Genomic DNA, 18,853 nt, shown 5'->3' with positions numbered 1-18,853 from the left:
TTTTCCTCGCTCGCTAAAAATAGAAAATAACAAATGATTTTTAAAAAACAATTGTAAATGTTAAGAATATTTGATATGTTGGAATAGAAAATTGAATAAGTGTAGAAATAGGTGCAGAAATAGCAAATAGCTTTTCTGCTTAAAAGGGAAGTTCGGTTAGAGTCCGACGCTGTCCCGCAACTGTATATGGGAGCGATTCGAAAAAGCCACTGTTTTCTTCAAAAGAAGATGGGAAGGTTCGAAAAGCAATGACCATAAGCCAGGAGACCTGCCTATTTTAGCATGCATCAATACCTACGAGGATAGGGGGTGTTAAGTGCGAGAGTAATGAGCGTGTTTTTTTAAACATGTTTATTTAAGTATTCCTTCGTGTCTTAACAACTTCTTCATAGAAGTTGTTTTTTTATTGTCCATTTTTATAAATAATGAACTTGAAAACGAAGATTACTTTCTTTCAAAAGCACGTTCCTTTGTAAGGGCTTTCAAAAAGAGCAAGCATACAATTTGGATGGGAGGAAAAGAAATGGAAGCTGTACAGAAATTTTATCCAGGCCTCGATGGTGTAGTGGCGGCAGAAACAAAAATTTCCTTTTTAGATACAGTACAAGGGGAAATCGTTATTCAAGGATATGACCTTATTGAGTTATCCAAAACAAAAGAGTATTTAGATATTGTTCACCTTTTACTCGCAGGAGAACTTCCAAACATAGAAGAAAAAGCCGCTTTGGAAGAAGTATTAAAGAGAGAATATGATGTGCCAAAGGAAATACTAGATATCTTTAAGCTTCTACCTAGTAATACACACCCGATGGATGCTTTACGCACGGGGCTTTCTTCTCTAGCGGGATTTGATCAACAAATAGATGACAGCACAGCAGAAGCAAATATGAAAAAGGCACTTAAACTATTGGGGAAGGTTCCGAATCTCGTTGCAAATAGCTATAGAGTAACCCAACAGCAAGATGTGATAGCGCCACTTCCAGAATTATCGTACAGTGCCAACTTTTTTTATATGATTACGGGTAAAAAACCGACCCCGTTAGAAGAACAGATATTTGATCGTTCGCTTGTTTTGTATAGTGAGCATGAAATGCCAAACTCTACCTTTACTGCTAGAGTAATAGCTTCCACAAAATCCGATATGTATGGTGCACTCACTGGAGCAGTCGCTTCCCTAAAAGGAAATTTGCACGGCGGAGCAAACGAAGCAGTTATGTATATGCTACTAGAAGCAAAAACGGTAGAAGAATTTGAAAAAGTGCTGGAAACAAAATTGGCCAATAAAGATCGGATTATGGGATTTGGTCATCGTGTTTATATGAAAAAAATGGATCCTAGAGCAACCATTATGAAAGATGCATTACGTCAATTATGTGAGATACAAGGGGACGATCTTCTGTATCAAATGTGTGAAGCCGGGGAAAGAATAATGGAGAAAGAAAAGGGCATCTACCCAAATCTTGACTATTATGCAGCGCCGGTATATTGGATGCTCGGTATTCCGATTCCTTTATATACACCGATTTTCTATAGTTCTAGAACAGTAGGTTTATGCGCACATGTGATGGAGCAGCATGCAAATAACCGATTATTTCGACCGAGAGTACATTATACAGGCGAGCGACGCGCCATTATTATCAACCAATAGACAAATAGTAGCTTAAAGCACGCCCGCCATATGAATGTTCTGCAAAACATCCATATCAATTTTAAACTAATATCATTGGAAAGGAAAGATTAACTTGTTATCTATCAATGAACGAACGAAAACGGATATTTTACTAGAGGAAATAGCAGATTATGTACTGCATAAAGACATCGTTAGCGAGGAAGCTTTTCAAACAGCACAGTACGTATTATTAGACACGCTTGGATGCGGTATTCTCGCACTCAATTACCCGGAATGCACGAAGCTATTGGGACCAGTTGTGCCGGGTACAGTTGTTCCGAACGGCTCGCGAGTACCTGGTACTTCCTTTGTCCTCGATCCAGTAAAAGGAGCTTTTAATATCGGATGTATGATCAGATGGCTAGATTTCAATGATACATGGCTAGCGGCAGAATGGGGCCATCCATCAGACAACCTAGGGGGAATCCTTGCTGTTGCCGATTATTTATCGCAGAAAAATATTGCAGAAGGAAAAGAGCCTTTAACAATCCAATACGTGTTAGAAATGATGATTAAAGCACATGAAATCCAAGGCGTCCTTGCACTAGAAAACAGTTTAAATCGAGTTGGACTTGACCATGTTTTATTCGTCAAAATTGCTACTACTGCTGTCGTAACGAAAATGCTTGGAGGTACGAGAGAAGAAATCGTTAGTGCACTATCGAATGCATGGCTGGATAACTCTAGTCTACGAACATATAGACATGCTCCAAATACCGGCTCTCGTAAATCATGGGCTGCAGGAGATGCAACTAGTCGCGGGGTACATTTGGCGATGATGGCGCTTAAAGGAGAAATGGGATATCCAACAGCTTTATCAGCACCTGGTTGGGGCTTTCAAGACGTCTTATTTAATAAACAAGAGTTGAAACTCGCTCGAACGCTCGATTCCTATGTAATGGAGAATGTTTTGTTTAAAGTGTCTTACCCTGCGGAGTTCCACGCACAGACTGCAGCGGAATGTGCTGTCAAGCTTTACCCATTAGTGAAGGACCGCTTGGATGAGATTGAGCGAATCGTCATTACGACACATGAGTCTGCTATTCGGATTATCGATAAAACAGGACCACTTCATAATCCGGCTGATCGTGACCATTGTTTACAATATATTACCGCTATCGGTCTTATCAAAGGAACTATAACAGCGGAGCATTACGAAGAAGAAACAGCTTCAGATCCAATAATTGATCAACTAAGACATAAGATGGTAGTAGTGGAAAATAAACAGTACACGCATGATTATCTCGATCCGAGCAAGCGCTCAATCGCCAACGCGGTTCAAATTTATTTCAAGGATGGGACATTAACGGAAAAGGTAGAATGTGAGTATCCTTTAGGACATCGTTTCCGTAGAGAAGAAGCTATTCCACAAATTAAAGAAAAGTTTTCACTTAATATCCAGACGCACTACCCGGCAAAACAGCAGCAAAAGCTAGAAGAAATTTGCTATGACTATAAAACATTAGCAAAAATGAAGGTACATGAATTTATGGAGCTGTTTCTACTTTAAAAGGAGGAATTTAACATGGCTTGGATAGTAGATCAAGACTCTACACAATTAGAACTAGCGGAACAATTTCGTGCTTTAATAGCAGGCGAGCATATTTTGCAAATTCCTGGTAGTCATGATGCCATGGCTGGATTAATAGCAAAAGAAGTAGGATTTTCGGCATTATATTTATCTGGAGCGGCTTACACAGCAAGTAAGGGACTGCCTGATTTAGGAATCATCACCTCTACAGAAGTAGCTGAGCGAGCTAGAGACATAATACGTGCAACGAATTTACCTTTGCTAGTAGATATCGATACGGGATTTGGTGGAATACTAAATGCTGCGAGAACTGCCAAGGAGATGCTTGAAGCTAGAGTCGCTGCCGTTCAAATCGAAGATCAGCAACTACCTAAAAAATGTGGTCATCTGAATGGCAAGCAGCTTACTTCTACAGAAGAGATGGTACAGAAGATTCAAGTGATCAAAGAGGTTGCCCCTTCATTAGTAATCGTTGCACGGACAGACGCACGAGGAGTGGAAGGATTAGATGCTGCTATTGAACGAGCGACCGCATACGTAGAAGCTGGAGCAGATGCTATTTTCCCTGAAGCACTCAAATCGGAGGACGAATTCCGTCAGTTTGCCAATAAAATCTCAGTTCCTTTGCTTGCAAACATGACAGAGTTCGGTCAAACCCCTTATTATACAGCGCAACAGTTTGAAGATATGGGTTATAAAATGGTCATCTATCCGGTTACTTCCCTTAGAGTAGCTGCAAAAGCTTATGAAAGCATTTTTCAAGTGATCAAAGAAAGAGGCTCTCAACAAGAAGGATTATCCGCTATGCAAACGAGAAGCGAATTGTATGAAACGATTTCCTATTACAAATTTGAAGAATTAGATAAGGATATTTCCAAAACAGTACTAACCAACCAACAATAAAGAAAAGGATATAGCTGTTTCGACAGCTTTATCCTCATTAAGTTAGGAGGCTAAGGATGGAAAAACAATTGGTCCATGTGCAGAACCTCTTTTCTCCGGAAAAAGAAACGCATGCTAATTTATTCACTCCAGAAGATTTTACAGAAGAAGATCATCTCATAGCAAAAACGACGGAGTCATTTATTAAACAAGATATTATTCCTCAATTATCGCAGTTTGAACAACATGATTACGCTATAACAAGCGAGTTATTTAAAAAAGCAGGTGATTTAGGATTGTTAAGTATCGAAATCCCGGAAGCTTATGGTGGTTTGTCATTAAGCAAAAAAACAGCGGGGTTAGTTGCAGAAAAAATGGGTCAAAGCGGTTCTTTCAGTGTTTCCTTTAATATTCATGTAGGTGTTGGAACACTTCCGTACGTCTACTTTGGAACAACCGCACAAAAGAAAAAGTATTTGCCAAAGCTTGCTTCTGGCGAATGGATCGGAGCTTATGCATTAACGGAGCCAAATGCAGGTTCTGATGCTTTAAGCTTAAAAACGACCGCTGTATTGCAAGAAGATGGTTCGTGGTTATTAAATGGAGAGAAACAGTGGATAACGAATGCCAAAGTTGCAGATGTCTTCGTTGTATTCGCGAAAACAGTAGAGGGAGTCACTGCTTTTATCGTAGAAAAATCCTTTCAAGGAGTTTCAACTGGTCCAGAAGAAAAGAAAATGGGTATTAAAGGTTCATCCACAGCGACGCTTATTTTAGATAATGTATCTGTTCCAAGTGAAAATATGCTTGGTATCGATGGAAAAGGTCATCAAGTCGCACTCAACATATTAAATATGGCACGACTCAAACTTGCTTTTGCGAATATTGGTACAGCAAAGCAAGCTACCCAGCTTTCAATCCAATATGTGAATGAACGAAAACAATTCAACAAGCACTTATCCAGCTTTACAATGATTCAAGAAAAAATAGCCAATATGGTAATTTCTATATATGGAGCAGAGAGCGCTGCCTACCGTACAGCCCATTGTATAGATGAATCTTTAGAAACAATCCAAAGCAATCAAGAGATATCTACTGTATTTGCCAATTATGCAATTGAATGTGCCTTAAATAAGATTAACAGCTCCGAAATATTAGACGAAATTGTAGATGAAGCGGTACAAATTCATGGAGGTAATGGCTTTATGCAAGAATATGAAGTAGAAAGCCTCTACCGAGATGCAAGGATTAGCCGCATTTTTGAAGGAACAAATGAAATTAATCGTTTGACTATTTCTAAATTAATATTAAAAAAACAACAAGAACTCATTTCAACTATTCCTTTAGTTAGAAGTGAATCTCCGCCCAATCTAAACAGAAACTTCCAATATATTGATCTATCATTAGAGTTACTACAAAAAGTTCTGAAAGCCTTCTCTGATACTACTTTAAACTTAGAGCAAGAACAAGAATATTTACGACTTCTAGCTGATATGACAAAGGATATTTATGTAATGGAATCTTCCTATTTACGCTTGGAAAAATACTTAAATTCGAATGGCCAAAAGAAAGAAGGGGCAATTCATCAATTAATTACAGCTGTCATTTGTGAGCAAGGTTATCGGAAAATAGAAACGGCTGCTATTACGATCCTATCTTCACTAGAAATAGAGGAACCATTACGAGCGGTTATGCTACAAGAGATAAAGCAACTGTCTGTACCACTTTACAGCAATCTGTTTATTAAAAAGCGGAAAATCGCAGAAGTAATGATAGAGCATGGTCGATATTTCACATGAATGGGAGTGTTCGGATGAAAAAGATAGGCTTTGTAGGACTTGGAAATATGGGCTTACCGATGTCTCATAATTTAATCGCATCTAATTTTGACGTGTACGGAGTCGATTTGAATCAAGAGGCTTTACGTCATTTTCAGAAAAATGGTGGAAAAGTTGGCTATACCGTTGCGCAATTAGCAAACACTTGTGATGTTATTTTTACTAGTCTCCCGTCCAACGGAGCAGTGGAAGCAATCTACTTAGGTGAACATGGACTAATCGAGCATGCTCATCCAAACATTCTATTAATCGATACAAGCACCGTTTCTCCTGAACTCAATATTAAAATTGAACAAAGCGCTAAGCTTAAAGGCGTTGATTTTCTTGCAGCACCTGTTAGTGGCGGAGTTATAGGGGCCATTAACAAAACGCTCACTTTCATGATTGGTGGCCCCAAGGAAGCTTTTGAAAAGGCATTGCCGGTTATTAATGCACTAGGAGAAAATATCTTTCATGTTAGTGAAAAGATTGATAGTGGGACCGCTACTAAACTGATCAATAACTTGTTAATTGGCTTCTATACGGCGGGAGTGAGTGAGGCGCTTACTCTGGCGAAAGAAAGCCAACTAGACTTAGATAAATTGTTTAATATGTTAAATGTTAGCTATGGGCAAAGCAGAATTTATGAGCGAAATTATAAGAGCTTTATCGCTAATGATGATTATGCGCCTGGTTTTGCACTCAATTTATTAAAAAAGGATATAGGTTTTGCATTAGAGCTTGCGGATAAAAACTATGTCGATTTGCCGATTAGTAAAATACTTTACGGAATGTATGAAGAAGCCGATAAAAGTGGTTTTGGAGAACAGGATATGTCTGTTCTCTATAAAAAAGTTAGTACACAAACACCATCCATCTCATAAAAAGTACTAGCTACAAAAGTGGTATTAAACAAATTCATTTTTATAGGAGGTATTGATCGATGGAATCTAAATATACAAACGTTAGGAAAGATAACTTCATTACGACGATAGAAGTAAATAATCCTCCAGCAAATACTTTATCCTCTGCTTGTATAGAAGAACTAAGATTAGTATTGAGAAATCTTTCGAAAGATGAGGATACTAGGGCAATTATTCTAACGGGGGCAGGTAAGTTTTTTGTCGCTGGAGCAGATATTAAAGAATTTGTTGCTGCACTAGGCGATGAAGAAAAAGGTCTAGCGATGGCTAAAGCAGGTCAAGACCTATGTAACGAAATCGAATCGATGAATAAACCCGTTATCGCTGCTATAAATGGAGCGGCGCTTGGTGGAGGTTTAGAGCTTGCAATGGCTTGCCATTACCGGATTGCTGCAAATTCCGCATTTGTTGGGCTACCTGAATTGAAACTTGGGTTACTACCATCATTTGGAGGCACTTATCGTCTGACAAAACTGACAGATGCTTCAACTGCATTGAATTTAATATTAACGAGTAAACAATTAACAGCAGATGAAGCAAAAGAGCACGGAATTGTACAACTAGTAGTGCCACAAGAGGAGCTTTTAAGCACCGCTCGTACGATTGCACAATCATTTATCGAAGGAAAAAGCATGACTAGTATCACTAAAGTGATAGAATGTATTGTACAAGGAAGCAATGAGCATTTACAAGATGCTTTGGAAAGAGAACGAAGAAAGTTTGCTGAATTGTTTTTAACTTCAGATGCAGATGAAGGGATAAAAGCGTTTATAGAAAAACGAAAACCTGATTTTATTCATGCTTAAAGGGGGACATTATGACAAACGAAGTTCTATTTTCAATTAATGATAATGGGGTAGCCACCATCACACTTAATCGTCCAAAAGCTCTAAATTCTTTGTCCTTTGAAATGGTGAAAGAACTTAAGGCAAAACTAGAAGAATGGCAAGCGGACGATAATATATGTCTTGTTATTTTAAATGGGGCTGGAGAAAAAGGCTTTTGTGCTGGTGGAGATATAAAAGCGCTCTATCAATCAAATGCTAGCGATGCCGCATATCAAGATGCCAAGCAGTTTTTTAAGATAGAGTATGAAGTAGATCGACTAATCTATACTTTTCCAAAACCAATTATTGCTTGTTTAGATGGGATTGTGATGGGGGGAGGAGTTGGTCTATCCTACGGGGCGAGTCATAAAATTGTAACAGAGCGAACGAAATGGGCTATGCCAGAAATGAATATAGCATTTTTCCCGGATGTGGGGGCTGCCTATTTTCTTAATAAAGCACCTGGGTACCTAGGGCGTTACTTAGCCTTAACGGCATCTGTCATTACGGCACCGGATATTTTATATATAAAAGCTGCGGATATATATATGACCCATGAGGCGCTTGGAGAGTTTATTATGACGGTTAATGAAACAAACTGGCATGAACGATCTATTGAAAATACGCTTCAAGATTTGATTGAGAGTTATGCAAGTTCGTCTAATGAAGATAGTAAACTTCAAAAACGAGAAGAAAGTATAAATGAACATTTTTCTTTCGAAACGATAGAAGGCATTATATCGTCTTTGAAAGGAAAAGACGATACATTTGCTGAGGAAACGAAGAAGACACTACTGTCCAAATCTCCTTTTTCGTTAAAAATAACATTAAAGCAGTTAATAGATGGGGAAAATAAAACAATAGAGGAATGTTTGGCAACAGATTTAACATTAGCAACCAATTTCATGAAGCATCATGATTTTTTTGAAGGTGTACGCACTGTTTTGATCGATAAAGGGCAAACACCCCAATATAGGTATAAAGTCTTTGCTGATGTATCTGAAAAAGTAGTGAATGACTTTTTCAAACCTATTTAATAGTTAAGCAACTGAGAAAAAATTAATGTTTTCTCGGTTGTTTTTTTGATTTCAAGAACATTTGTTTGTATAATGGGTGTAAAGCTGTTCTGGAGGGATAGAATTATGCCTAGAAAACGGGGGATTACAGATGAAATGATTATAGAGATGTATAAAAGCGGGAGGACACATAAAGAAATGGAGGCGGTAATTGGACTGTCTGCTGGTGCAATACTAAATGTCATACATAAACACAATATACCTACTAATAGACATCGCTATTCAGGTAGGCCAAGAAAACATAAAGTAAATGAACATTTTTTCAAAGTTTGGTCGCATGAAATGGCTTGGGTTTTAGGTTTGTTAGTAACGGATGGCCATATAAATAAAGATACCCATACAATAAACTTCTCCCAAAAAGACGAGCGAATATTGCAAGTAATAGCAACCTATTTAGAAGCCGATTACGTTTTAGCCCCATATGGAAAAACTAAAAAGACCCCAACTTTAATAGTTAATTCCAAGATCATGAAAGAAGATCTTGCTATACTAGGAATAACTCCAACTAAATCATTAACAGTTCCTTTCCCAAATGTACCAGCTGAATATTTAGCTTCCTTCGTACGAGGTGTTATTGATGGAGACGGGTGGGTACAAGACAGAGGTTATGTAATGAATGTAACTACGGGAAGTGAAGATTTTGCTAAAGGTCTTTTGTCTGTCTACAAATCTTGGGATTTAAGAACCGAAATAACAACGGAATACAGCACAAAAGGAAGAAAAATATATCGTGTATGGGTGAAAGGAAAAAATGATCTCCCAAAACTCGCAAAAATTATTTATGAACATGCAACCGATAACTATAATTATCTAAAAAAAGAAAGATTATCCCAAAGGATTAAAGAGAAGGAGACGATTTATTATGTGGAAATTAGTTGATGGAAGATTAATACAGTCGAAAGATGAATCAAGAGTAGAATTTCGAACGAATATTAGTAAACAAATATTAGATTCATTAAAAAAAATGGCCGATGCCAATAATACACATCTAAATTATTTACTAGAAAGTGGTTTAAAACAAGTATTATTGGAAGAAGCTATTGTATTTAATAAAGAAAATAGACCTAAAGATCGTGTGCAATACAAAACTACCTATGATCATGATTTGCTAGAAGAAGTGAAAAAGTTGGCAAAGCAGCACCGTTTATTTATTAATGACGTCATAGAATATAGTGTTCAATTTATCCAGGTTACTGATAGTAAAAACGCTAATTATCGTTATAGAACAGAAAGAGAGGTTGAGTGATTTTATATTTCAAAGAACGCCGTGGCCATAATATATATTAGTTGGAGTTGTATTTCAATGAAAAAGTATACTTGAAACAGTGAGATATTTGAGAAAAATTACAGTTTAATACTAGATTTATGTTTTATATTATTTGTTTAAATAACAGCAAAAAATTTATGAACTCTAAATTAATGGCACAACATTAATACATCGTTAGTAGCTCTTTTTATTGGTTTCCAATAACTTTTCTTTTCATTCCTACAATTTGTAGATCATTACTTCAACTTTATTATTTTTATTAGCAAAATTGTTAACTGCGTCATTGCTTATTCCTTTTGATTATTAAGCTATCCCTCTTTAATTGTCAGAAAATTATACCATCAATTCCTACTTGTCTTTTACTTAGATTTAATATATTCTATCCCTTGAACCAACTAATTGGATGAGGAGTGATTTATATGGCAAAATCAGCTGCCAAACGAAAAAGATCGCATCTACTACGCAACACAGGTAAAGATGTGACGAAATTACGTAACGATATCGACTTTAGTACACATGTAAGAATGACCAAAACCAAAAAGGAAAAATTACAACGAAGTGAAAACAAATATAAAAAGCATTTCCAACAAGGTCTATACCCCAATGGAGATGCTTTTTATATTTGTTTATACAACTTGCACACTAAACAATAATGCTAAATATGCGGAAATAACGACCAAAACACTCATTATAAAAGAAAATATGGGCGACATTTTTTTGAAAAAAGATAAAATACTTACCGCAAAAAAGCAAATAGATACAGTACCTAGTAATATACTATCTAATTTAGGCAAAAATTGAACGTTTAAGCTAGGTTGAATGGTTCCGTCATAGAATAATGCAAATAAAGGAGAAATCCCTTCAGAACTCAATATTTGCGCTAAATTACTTGGTGGAGATTGCTGACTTAATGCTCCTGTTGCTACAAAAATGAGCAAGATGATAAAAAATTCAATTTTTGTCCAAGGTCTTGGATCAAAATGGTCCTCTTTTTGTAGTTTACGCTTCATCACAATTCCATTAATGAATGCATATCCGATTAAAGGAATAATGAGTAAATGTTTGATTAACAAGCTTTGACCGTAAGAAAGCATCCAGGAATCTGCATAAGCACTCCACTCCATCGATAGATTCATGAGCGATAGTCCTGTAATGATCACAATAGCAAAACAATACAAGGCCATGACATGAAACCACTTTAAAAAGTTAACCCAGTTTTCCGTATTTCGTGAAAACCAACTGACAATCAGTAATATGCCGACCCAAACAACGACTGATGCAAAATGAGTGAAATGAGTAATAAAACCCTTCACTGGAGAAATCGAGCTTGCATGACCAGCCAGTCCAAGGATTGCTATTAAGACAAAGATCAATATAATTGCAATAACAGAATAAACAGAAGCCGTTTTCTTGTCAAAGAAGAAAATGTACAATCCTAAAACGATCGAAAAGATAGCTAAAAATAACCATGACTTCCCTACTTCAAACGTGAAAACAATAGATTTTAGCGTTTGCCACAAACCGTAATCTTCATATAAAAAAGTGACTAGACTTAGTAACGGGGAAAATGAAAAAATGGCAATCCCAGCAACTGCAAGCAGTTTTACTTTTCGTGAGACGACTATTTTAGGTTTTAAATCAGATGGAAATAACGAAAAAATATAACTTCCCATTAACAAGGCGAAGCACGTATATACAAGTGCTTCGCTAATTGTTGTTAAAAGAAAAATCATTTATTTTTTTCTCCGTGTCAAAAACCAGATAACTGCAGCTAGTACTACTACAATTGCAATGATAAGTCCTGTGTTACCGCTTTTCTCTTCTTCCACATCTGCAGTTGCAGTTTCCTCTGTAGCCGGCTCTTCTTTCGTTACTTCTTGTTCTGTAACTTCTGCCTCTTCTGTTGTTTCTGTAACAGTTTCAGTATCTTCTGCTGGCTCTTCAACTATAGGTGCATTTAATACGAAGTCTAATTCCCCTTCGATTGGATGTCCATCAATACCGACAATTTTCCAAATGATTTTGTATGGGCCGTTTTCTAAATTACTTGCTACATTACCTGTCAACACGTTTTCATTTACAGCTATATTAGTGATTTCCATTGATTCGTTTGCAGCGTTCATTAATTTAAACGAGCCCGTGTCTTCAATTTTAGTCGCATAAGTTAATGTGATTTGATCCAAACTTTCTGTTACTGTACTCCCTTGAGCAGGGTTGGAACTTTCTAATCCTGTGTGTGCAAAAGCTTGTGTGCTGAATAGAAATAAACAAGCAATTGTCATTAACATAATTTTCTTCATGTTGTTCCTCCAAATGTATATGTATTAGCTTACCGCCTACTTACTTATACCATAAAGTTATGAAAAAAGAGTGAAATGCTTCATTTTTGTAAAATTCCATATAATAGTAACAACAAAAATAAAAAAAAGTGCGGCATCCTATACAAATTAGGACATCGCACTTTTGCTTGTTGGATCTCAAATATAACATATGGCATACAAAAATTTACTAAGCACCAAGTCTGTGAATGGATATCGATGCATTGAGAACGCCTTGGCCATCATCAGTTCCTACTAGAGTATCAGCAGTATTACCAATATTTCTTAGTAGTAGTGTGGAGTTAGCTGGAACACTTAAAATTGCAGAACCAGTCAATGTTTGATTGGTACCTGCTGGGCTGGTAGCACCATAACGAGTAGCAGAGTTCGGTACTTCTACATCATTAAGAATCAATGCATACGCGGACATCTGAGGTCCATCGACAGCGATGGTATACTCAACTAAATAGTCTCCAGATCGAGGAATGGAAATCTCTGCAGTACCTGCAGTGTGATCAATATTAACTAATGGTCCGTTACCGCTAAAGCTTACATCACCACCAGAAGCAACAACTTGAACAGGAAAGTTAAAGACATATCCATAAGCTGGTCTATTGGTATTGACAATTACGGGGCTAAGGTCATTATTTCCACAGTTACACATATTATCACCTCCTTTCTCTGCTATTCTATTCATAGAATTGAAGAGCGGACGGGGTTTTGAACTAAATCTTTCGATAAGTTTAAAACTATTTCATAAATATACTTAAATAGACTCATTTTAAGAATATTTGGAGGTACTCGATTTAAAGATTCTTCTAACGTATAATTGATCTTTTCAATTTGAAAAGGAATAAGCATGACAAAATATACACTGATTGAATCAAAAACAATCACTATATACTGACTTATAGCTTCAGTTACTTGCAATAAAATTCGTAATAAAATACAATCTATCATTTTTTGAAATGAAGCTTCATAGGTGAGGAGCCATGGTTTAAATTGTGTTAGAACCAGGCACCCTCTTTTGACCTTTCCTAAGTAACAGTTCACAAATGCTAAATCATATAATTAGAAATAATAAAGCCCCTTTACATTATTTAAATGAAAGGGGCTTGGGCACAAAAAAAAGTTGTTCTGCCTACTTTAGCTAGCGTCGTATTGTTTTAGAGTCATAAGTTTATTCGATAGTTATACCTGCACTTGCGAATCCAGCAACTGTAACAGCAGCTGTTAATCCAGTCGCAGTTGTTGAAAAGACCATAAGCAAACGGTCACCTGGTGCTACTGGGACAGAGAAATTCGACGCTGATCCAGAACTTAATTGACCAGCTGCTACAGGAGCTGTTAGTGATGGAGCTAATACTACGGTTGCAGCAGTTGGACTAAAGATATTAGTTCCAGCTGGTGCACGGTAGATCTGAGCTCGAATTGTTGCAGTTCCAGTAAGAACAGTCGCAGCTAGAAGTGTATTGAAGTTTGCGGATATAGCTGTTACATTACCTACTCGTGGAACCGTAAACGATTCGGATGAAGTTAGTCCAGCCAAGTCTATTAAGCCTCCAGCTAGTGTGACGCCTACATTAGCAGTACCAAATCCAATGGTACTAACTGTACCAACTAATCCACCTATAGTAGTAACTAATAACACTGGCGTAGTAATACCAGAAGAGAACGGTACTACTGAAGCAGCACGTGTCACTGGAGGAGTAATACAGTCCGCGTCCACAGCTACAAATGGTCCAAGGTTGGTGCAACGGTTGAAATTACATCCACATGATGAATTATTACACATATTATCACCTCCTTTCTCTGCTATTCTATTCATGGAATTGAAGGGCGGACGGGGTTTTTAACTATATCTTTAGGGAAGTTTTTAAAATATTTCTTATTTCGGGGTAAAGACTATTACATTAACCTATGAGGAGATTAGGGAAGATTAATTGAAGTTACTTAATTTGTAGGTTCTTCTATACTAGAGTTGGACTTTTCAATAAGCTTGACCAACTACACACAAAACACAAAAAGCATTTCACAAAAGGTAAAGTACCTAATGGAAATGCTTTTTATTATGTCGTTAAGTTAAGTTAAGTTAAGTTCTCTTACTCATTTTCATCAATCGCTTGTTTCCAAACTCGAACGAGTTGACCATCTTTGCCTGTGTCGACGACGAGCGATCCATTGGAATAGCGATCTACTAGACGTAGTGTGTTTAGTTGAACAACTTCTTGTATACCTTTTTCTGTTTCTAAAACAAGTTCTTCTTTTTTATTCGTTAATAATACCGCAAATACTTTATGTGGATTTGATTTTAGCTCTCGTAGTGTAACGATACCACGTTTGGCACGTGTGCCGGATTCGATTTCTTTTAAGGCCATTTTCTTAACTGCCCCGCGATGTGTCACTAATGTAATATCATCATGACTATCTAGAGGAACGACGTTTACACTGACAACATAGTCATCCTCTTTTAAACTAACGCCTTTTACCCCACCTGTTTTTACTCCTGTAATCGGCACTTCATCCAATGAGAATCGAACAGAATAGCTTAAATGCGTTGTAAATAGTACTTCATCGGAAGGTGCTACTAACTGTGCGAGGATCATTTCATCATTTGCCTTCAAGTTGATCGTCTTAATCGGTCGAGCATAACGCTGTACGACGTAATCTGATAACAAGGAACGTTTTATTTGCCCATCCTTCGTTGCAGTAAGGACACATAAATCTAGGTCAAACGAGTCGATACCAATCACATTGATAAGCGATTCATTGGCATCTAACGGCACAATACTGGAAATATGCTGACCTAAGTCTTTCCAACGAATATCCGGTAATTCATGTACCGGTTGGTAAATATAATTCCCTTTCGACGTAAACAACAGTAAATGATGCTGCGTATTTATCGGTGCTTGGTATAACAAATAATCCGATTCCTTAATAGCAAAATCTTGGCCATTCGAAGCGGTAAAGGATCTCACACTCGTACGTTTAATATAGCCGTCTTTTGTAACGGTAACGATTACCTCTTCACTTGGAATAAGGACATCTAGTGTGACTTTAATTTCTTCGATTTCCTCTTCAATTATGGATTTACGTGGTTCTGCAAATTGTTTACGGACTACTAACAATTCTTTCTTAATCACTTTCATTAGTACCGATTCTTTCGCTAGAATACTTTCCAATTCTTTGACTAATGCATTGAGCGATTCTTCTTCTTTTTGTAATTCCGTAATATCAGTATTTGTAAGACGATATAATTGTAAAGAAACAATGGCTTCTGCTTGTGCTTCTGAAAATCCAAATGCCGCAATTAAATTATTTTTGGCATCTCGTTTATCTTTGGATGCACGAATTGTTCGAATGACCTCATCTAGAATGGATAAAGCTTTCATAAGACCTGCTACGATATGTAAACGTTCCTTCGCTTTTTCCAAATCGAATGTAGTACGACGAGTAACGACTTCTTTTTGATGATCTATATAGGAATCCAATAATAATGGCAAGGTCATCATCGTTGGTCTGCGATTATGAATAGCAATCATATTAAAATTATAGGTCACTTGTAAGTCTGTATTTTTAAATAAAAACTGTAAAATACCATATGCATCTACTTCTTTTTTCATTTCTATCACAATTCGTAAACCAGTGCGATCCGATTCGTCTCGGACATCAGCAATTCCGTCTAAACGTTTATCATGGCGTTGTTCGTCAATTTTTTTGATTAGATTTGCCTTATTCACTTCGTAAGGAATTTCCGTAATAACAATTTGTTCCTTGCCGCCTTTAATCGTTTCGATTTCGGTTTTAGAACGGACGACAATTTTCCCTCTTCCTGTTTCATATGCTTTTTTAATGCCATCGATACCTTGAATAATACCACCAGTTGGGAAATCAGGACCTTTAATAACGGTCATTAGCTCGTCTACTGTTGCTGCAGGGTTTTCCATGCGCATTAACACAGCATCAAGTGCTTCATGAAGTGCATGCGGTGGAATATCTGTCGCATAACCGGCAGAAATACCAGTTGAACCATTTACAAGGAGGTTCGGAAAACGCGCAGGTAAGACGACTGGTTCTGAATCCGAATCGTCAAAGTTTGGTATATAATCTACTGTGTTTTTATTGATATCTCGTAGCAATTCCTGCGAGATAGCGGAAAGTCTTGCTTCTGTATAACGCATTGCCGCTGGTGGGTCCCCATCAACTGAACCATTGTTTCCGTGCATTTCTACGAGCATATGACGGAGTTTCCAGTCTTGACTCATACGTACCATTGCCTCATAAACAGAACTGTCTCCATGTGGATGATAGTTCCCGATTACATTTCCGACCGTTTTAGCAGATTTACGGAAAGGCTTGTCATTCGTATTTCCTTCGTGAAACATTGCAAATAAGATACGACGTTGAACGGGTTTTAACCCGTCCCTAGCATCTGGAAGTGCACGATCTTGAATGATGTATTTACTATAACGCCCAAACCGGTCGCCGATTACTTCTTCTAGTGGTAAATCTTGATAACGTTCGGTTTGTGTCATACTAACTCATCCTCCGTGTGTATTCTTTCATTTTCTAAAATATTAGAATCGTCTTCTAAACTAAAGTTGACGTTTGCTTCGATCCATTTGCGACGTGGCTCTACTTTATCGCCCATCAATGTAGTGACATGTCTTTCCGCTCTTGCGCCATCTTCAATCGTTACGCGTATTAAAGTACGCGTTTCAGGATTCATCGTTGTATCCCATAATTGGTCGGCATTCATCTCCCCAAGCCCTTTATAACGTTGGAGCATAAAGCCTTTGCCAATCTTTTTCGTTGATGCTTCTAATTCTTTTTCAGTCCATGCATATTCGAACACTTCTTTTTTACCAACCCCTTTAAATACTTTATATAGAGGTGGTAATGCGATATAAATTTTACCATGCTCGATCAATGGCTTCATGTAACGATAGAAAAAAGTTAATAAAAGCACTTGAATATGTGCCCCGTCCGTATCTGCATCGGTCATAATAACTACTTTATCGTAAGCGATATCTGCTATTTGGAAATCTGCTCCTACTCCTCCGCCAATTGCATGAATGATTGTCGCGATTTCTTCATTTTTCATAATATCTGCAAGTTTTGCTTTTTCCGTATTAATAACTTTTCCTCGTAAAGGTAAGATTGCTTGGAATGTTCGATCCCGTCCTTGCTTTGCGGAACCACCAGCAGAATCTCCTTCGACAAGGTATAGTTCATTTTTTGCTGCGTTTCGTGACTGAGCAGGAGTTAGTTTACCGGATAATAATGTGTCCGAACGTTTGCGCTTTTTCCCGTTTCGAGCGTCCTCTCGTGCTTTACGAGCGGCTTCTCTTGCTTGTTGTGCGCGAATAGCTTTTCGAACTAAAGAAGCAGTGAGCTCAGCATTCTCTTCCAAAATGTATTGCAGTTTTTCGGAAATAACAGCGTCTACTGCACTTCTTGCTTCACTTGTTCCCAATTTCCCTTTTGTTTGGCCTTCAAACTGTAATATGCTTTCTGGGATTCGTACTGAAACGATCGCTGAAATACCTTCTCGTATGTCAGAACCATCTAAGTTTTTGTCTTTTTCTTTTATTAAACTTGTTTTTCTTGCATATTCATTAAAAACTCTTGTCAAAGCAGCTTTTGCACCAGTTTCATGTGTACCGCCATCTCTTGTTCGCACATTATTAACAAAAGATAAAATCGTTTCTGAATAACCGTCATTAAATTGGAATGCAAACTCAACTTCTATTGAATCCTGTTCTCCTTCCATATAGAAAACAGGGTGCAGGACATCTTTTTCTTCATTCAAATAAGAAACGAAAGCTTCAATGCCCGTTTCATAATAAAAAATATCATGAGCGCCTGTACGTTCGTCTTGTAACTCGATTTTAAGTCCTTTCAAAAGAAAAGCCGACTCTCTCAGCCTTTCGCATAAAGTTTCATAATTAAATTTTACTGTGGAGAAAATGGAGTCATCAGGTAAGAAATGTACAGATGTACCAGTCTCTTTCGTAGAACCAACTTCTTTTAACGACTGGACTATTTTTCCGCCATTTTCGAAGCGTTGAATGAATTTTTTGCCATCCCGATGAATAATTACTTCGACGTAAGATGAAAGAGCATTGACGACGGAAGCACCAACCCCGTGAAGTCCCCCACTTGTCTTGTATCCGCCTTGTCCAAATTTACCACCTGCATGGAGCACGGTGAAAATGACTTCCGCCGTTGGAATTCCGGTCTTATGCATACCTGTTGGCATCCCTCGACCAAAGTCACGTACTGTCACACTTTGATCTTCATGTATCGTTACTTTAATATGATTACCAAATCCAGCCAAACTTTCATCGACTGAGTTATCAACTATTTCGTAAACTAAATGATGTAATCCTCGCGCATCAGTCGAGCCTATGTACATCCCTGGACGTTTTCGAACGGCTTCTAAACCTTCTAATACTTGAATATCATCATCACTATAGCTCGTTAATATTTCATCTTTACTCAAATACGTTCCCTCCAAAAAAACAAAACATCTGTTCTTTA

Annotated in this window: 16 protein-coding genes and 1 riboswitch; of the genes, 10 read left to right on the top strand and 6 right to left on the bottom strand. The window is 37.5% G+C overall.

Annotated features, from left to right (window positions below):
* Nucleotides 1–92 precede the first annotated feature (92 nt).
* A riboswitch (cobalamin riboswitch) is annotated at nucleotides 93–290 on the top strand.
* A 233-nt stretch (nucleotides 291–523) separates the two neighbouring features.
* The 10 genes from mmgD to ACIQ38_RS13635 all read left to right on the top strand — a co-directional run bounded on the left by mmgD (nucleotide 524) and on the right by ACIQ38_RS13635 (nucleotide 10,645).
* Entirely contained in the window at nucleotides 524–1,648 is a 1,125-nt protein-coding gene (gene mmgD / locus ACIQ38_RS13680; RefSeq protein ID WP_402823785.1) for a citrate synthase, read from the top strand.
* A 94-nt stretch (nucleotides 1,649–1,742) separates the two neighbouring features.
* On the top strand, nucleotides 1,743–3,179 hold the full coding sequence (gene prpD / locus ACIQ38_RS13675) for a 2-methylcitrate dehydratase (protein ID WP_402823782.1): 1,437 nt from the start codon (nucleotides 1,743–1,745) through the stop codon (nucleotides 3,177–3,179).
* A gap of 15 nt (nucleotides 3,180–3,194) precedes the next feature.
* Nucleotides 3,195–4,103: a methylisocitrate lyase gene (prpB, locus tag ACIQ38_RS13670; protein ID WP_402823779.1), complete on the top strand. Its 909-nt coding sequence runs from the start codon at nucleotides 3,195–3,197 to the stop codon at nucleotides 4,101–4,103.
* Between the two features lie 56 nt (nucleotides 4,104–4,159).
* Nucleotides 4,160–5,881, top strand: a complete 1,722-nt coding sequence (locus ACIQ38_RS13665; protein WP_402823776.1) for an acyl-CoA dehydrogenase family protein — start codon at nucleotides 4,160–4,162, stop codon at nucleotides 5,879–5,881.
* Between the two features lie 14 nt (nucleotides 5,882–5,895).
* Entirely contained in the window at nucleotides 5,896–6,783 is an 888-nt protein-coding gene (locus tag ACIQ38_RS13660; RefSeq protein ID WP_402823773.1) for an NAD(P)-dependent oxidoreductase, read from the top strand.
* A 59-nt stretch (nucleotides 6,784–6,842) separates the two neighbouring features.
* Nucleotides 6,843–7,628: an enoyl-CoA hydratase-related protein gene (locus ACIQ38_RS13655; RefSeq protein ID WP_402823770.1), complete on the top strand. Its 786-nt coding sequence runs from the start codon at nucleotides 6,843–6,845 to the stop codon at nucleotides 7,626–7,628.
* Between the two features lie 11 nt (nucleotides 7,629–7,639).
* On the top strand, nucleotides 7,640–8,686 hold the full coding sequence (locus ACIQ38_RS13650; RefSeq protein WP_402823767.1) for an enoyl-CoA hydratase/isomerase family protein: 1,047 nt from the start codon (nucleotides 7,640–7,642) through the stop codon (nucleotides 8,684–8,686).
* A gap of 105 nt (nucleotides 8,687–8,791) precedes the next feature.
* Nucleotides 8,792–9,604 carry an LAGLIDADG family homing endonuclease gene (locus tag ACIQ38_RS13645; protein ID WP_402823764.1) on the top strand — a complete coding sequence of 271 codons (813 nt, stop codon included), beginning with the start codon at nucleotides 8,792–8,794 and terminating at the stop codon, nucleotides 9,602–9,604.
* Nucleotides 9,588–9,971, top strand: a complete 384-nt coding sequence (locus ACIQ38_RS13640) for an rRNA methyltransferase (protein WP_402823761.1) — start codon at nucleotides 9,588–9,590, stop codon at nucleotides 9,969–9,971. Before ACIQ38_RS13645 ends, ACIQ38_RS13640 begins: the two co-directional genes overlap by 17 nt.
* Before the next feature lie 440 nt (nucleotides 9,972–10,411).
* Nucleotides 10,412–10,645 carry a hypothetical protein gene (locus tag ACIQ38_RS13635; protein ID WP_402823758.1) on the top strand — a complete coding sequence of 78 codons (234 nt, stop codon included), beginning with the start codon at nucleotides 10,412–10,414 and terminating at the stop codon, nucleotides 10,643–10,645.
* Here the strand turns inward: ACIQ38_RS13635 and ACIQ38_RS13630 are convergent.
* The 6 genes from ACIQ38_RS13630 to parE form a co-directional block, all read right to left on the bottom strand.
* Nucleotides 10,619–11,725, bottom strand: a complete 1,107-nt coding sequence (locus ACIQ38_RS13630) for a copper resistance D family protein (protein ID WP_402823755.1) — start codon at nucleotides 11,723–11,725, stop codon at nucleotides 10,619–10,621. The genes ACIQ38_RS13635 and ACIQ38_RS13630 overlap by 27 nt on opposite strands.
* Nucleotides 11,726–12,292 carry a copper resistance CopC family protein gene (locus ACIQ38_RS13625; RefSeq protein ID WP_402823752.1) on the bottom strand — a complete coding sequence of 189 codons (567 nt, stop codon included), beginning with the start codon at nucleotides 12,290–12,292 and terminating at the stop codon, nucleotides 11,726–11,728.
* Between the two features lie 208 nt (nucleotides 12,293–12,500).
* Nucleotides 12,501–12,974, bottom strand: a complete 474-nt coding sequence (locus ACIQ38_RS13620) for a BclA C-terminal domain-containing protein (protein ID WP_402823749.1) — start codon at nucleotides 12,972–12,974, stop codon at nucleotides 12,501–12,503.
* A 516-nt stretch (nucleotides 12,975–13,490) separates the two neighbouring features.
* Nucleotides 13,491–14,105, bottom strand: a complete 615-nt coding sequence (locus ACIQ38_RS13615) for an exosporium glycoprotein BclB-related protein (protein WP_402823746.1) — start codon at nucleotides 14,103–14,105, stop codon at nucleotides 13,491–13,493.
* A 307-nt stretch (nucleotides 14,106–14,412) separates the two neighbouring features.
* Nucleotides 14,413–16,845 carry a DNA topoisomerase IV subunit A gene (parC, locus tag ACIQ38_RS13610; RefSeq protein WP_402823744.1) on the bottom strand — a complete coding sequence of 811 codons (2,433 nt, stop codon included), beginning with the start codon at nucleotides 16,843–16,845 and terminating at the stop codon, nucleotides 14,413–14,415.
* Nucleotides 16,842–18,815, bottom strand: coding sequence for a DNA topoisomerase IV subunit B (gene parE, locus ACIQ38_RS13605; protein WP_402823741.1), 1,974 nt, complete (start codon nucleotides 18,813–18,815; stop codon nucleotides 16,842–16,844). Before parE ends, parC begins: the two co-directional genes overlap by 4 nt.
* Nucleotides 18,816–18,853: the final 38 nt, after the last annotated feature.

The organism is Psychrobacillus sp. NPDC096389 (assembly GCF_044762855.1).
Taxonomy (GTDB): domain Bacteria; phylum Bacillota; class Bacilli; order Bacillales_A; family Planococcaceae; genus Psychrobacillus.
Note: the sequence above shows the minus strand (reverse complement) of the source record. Positions and strands in the feature narration are given on the sequence as shown.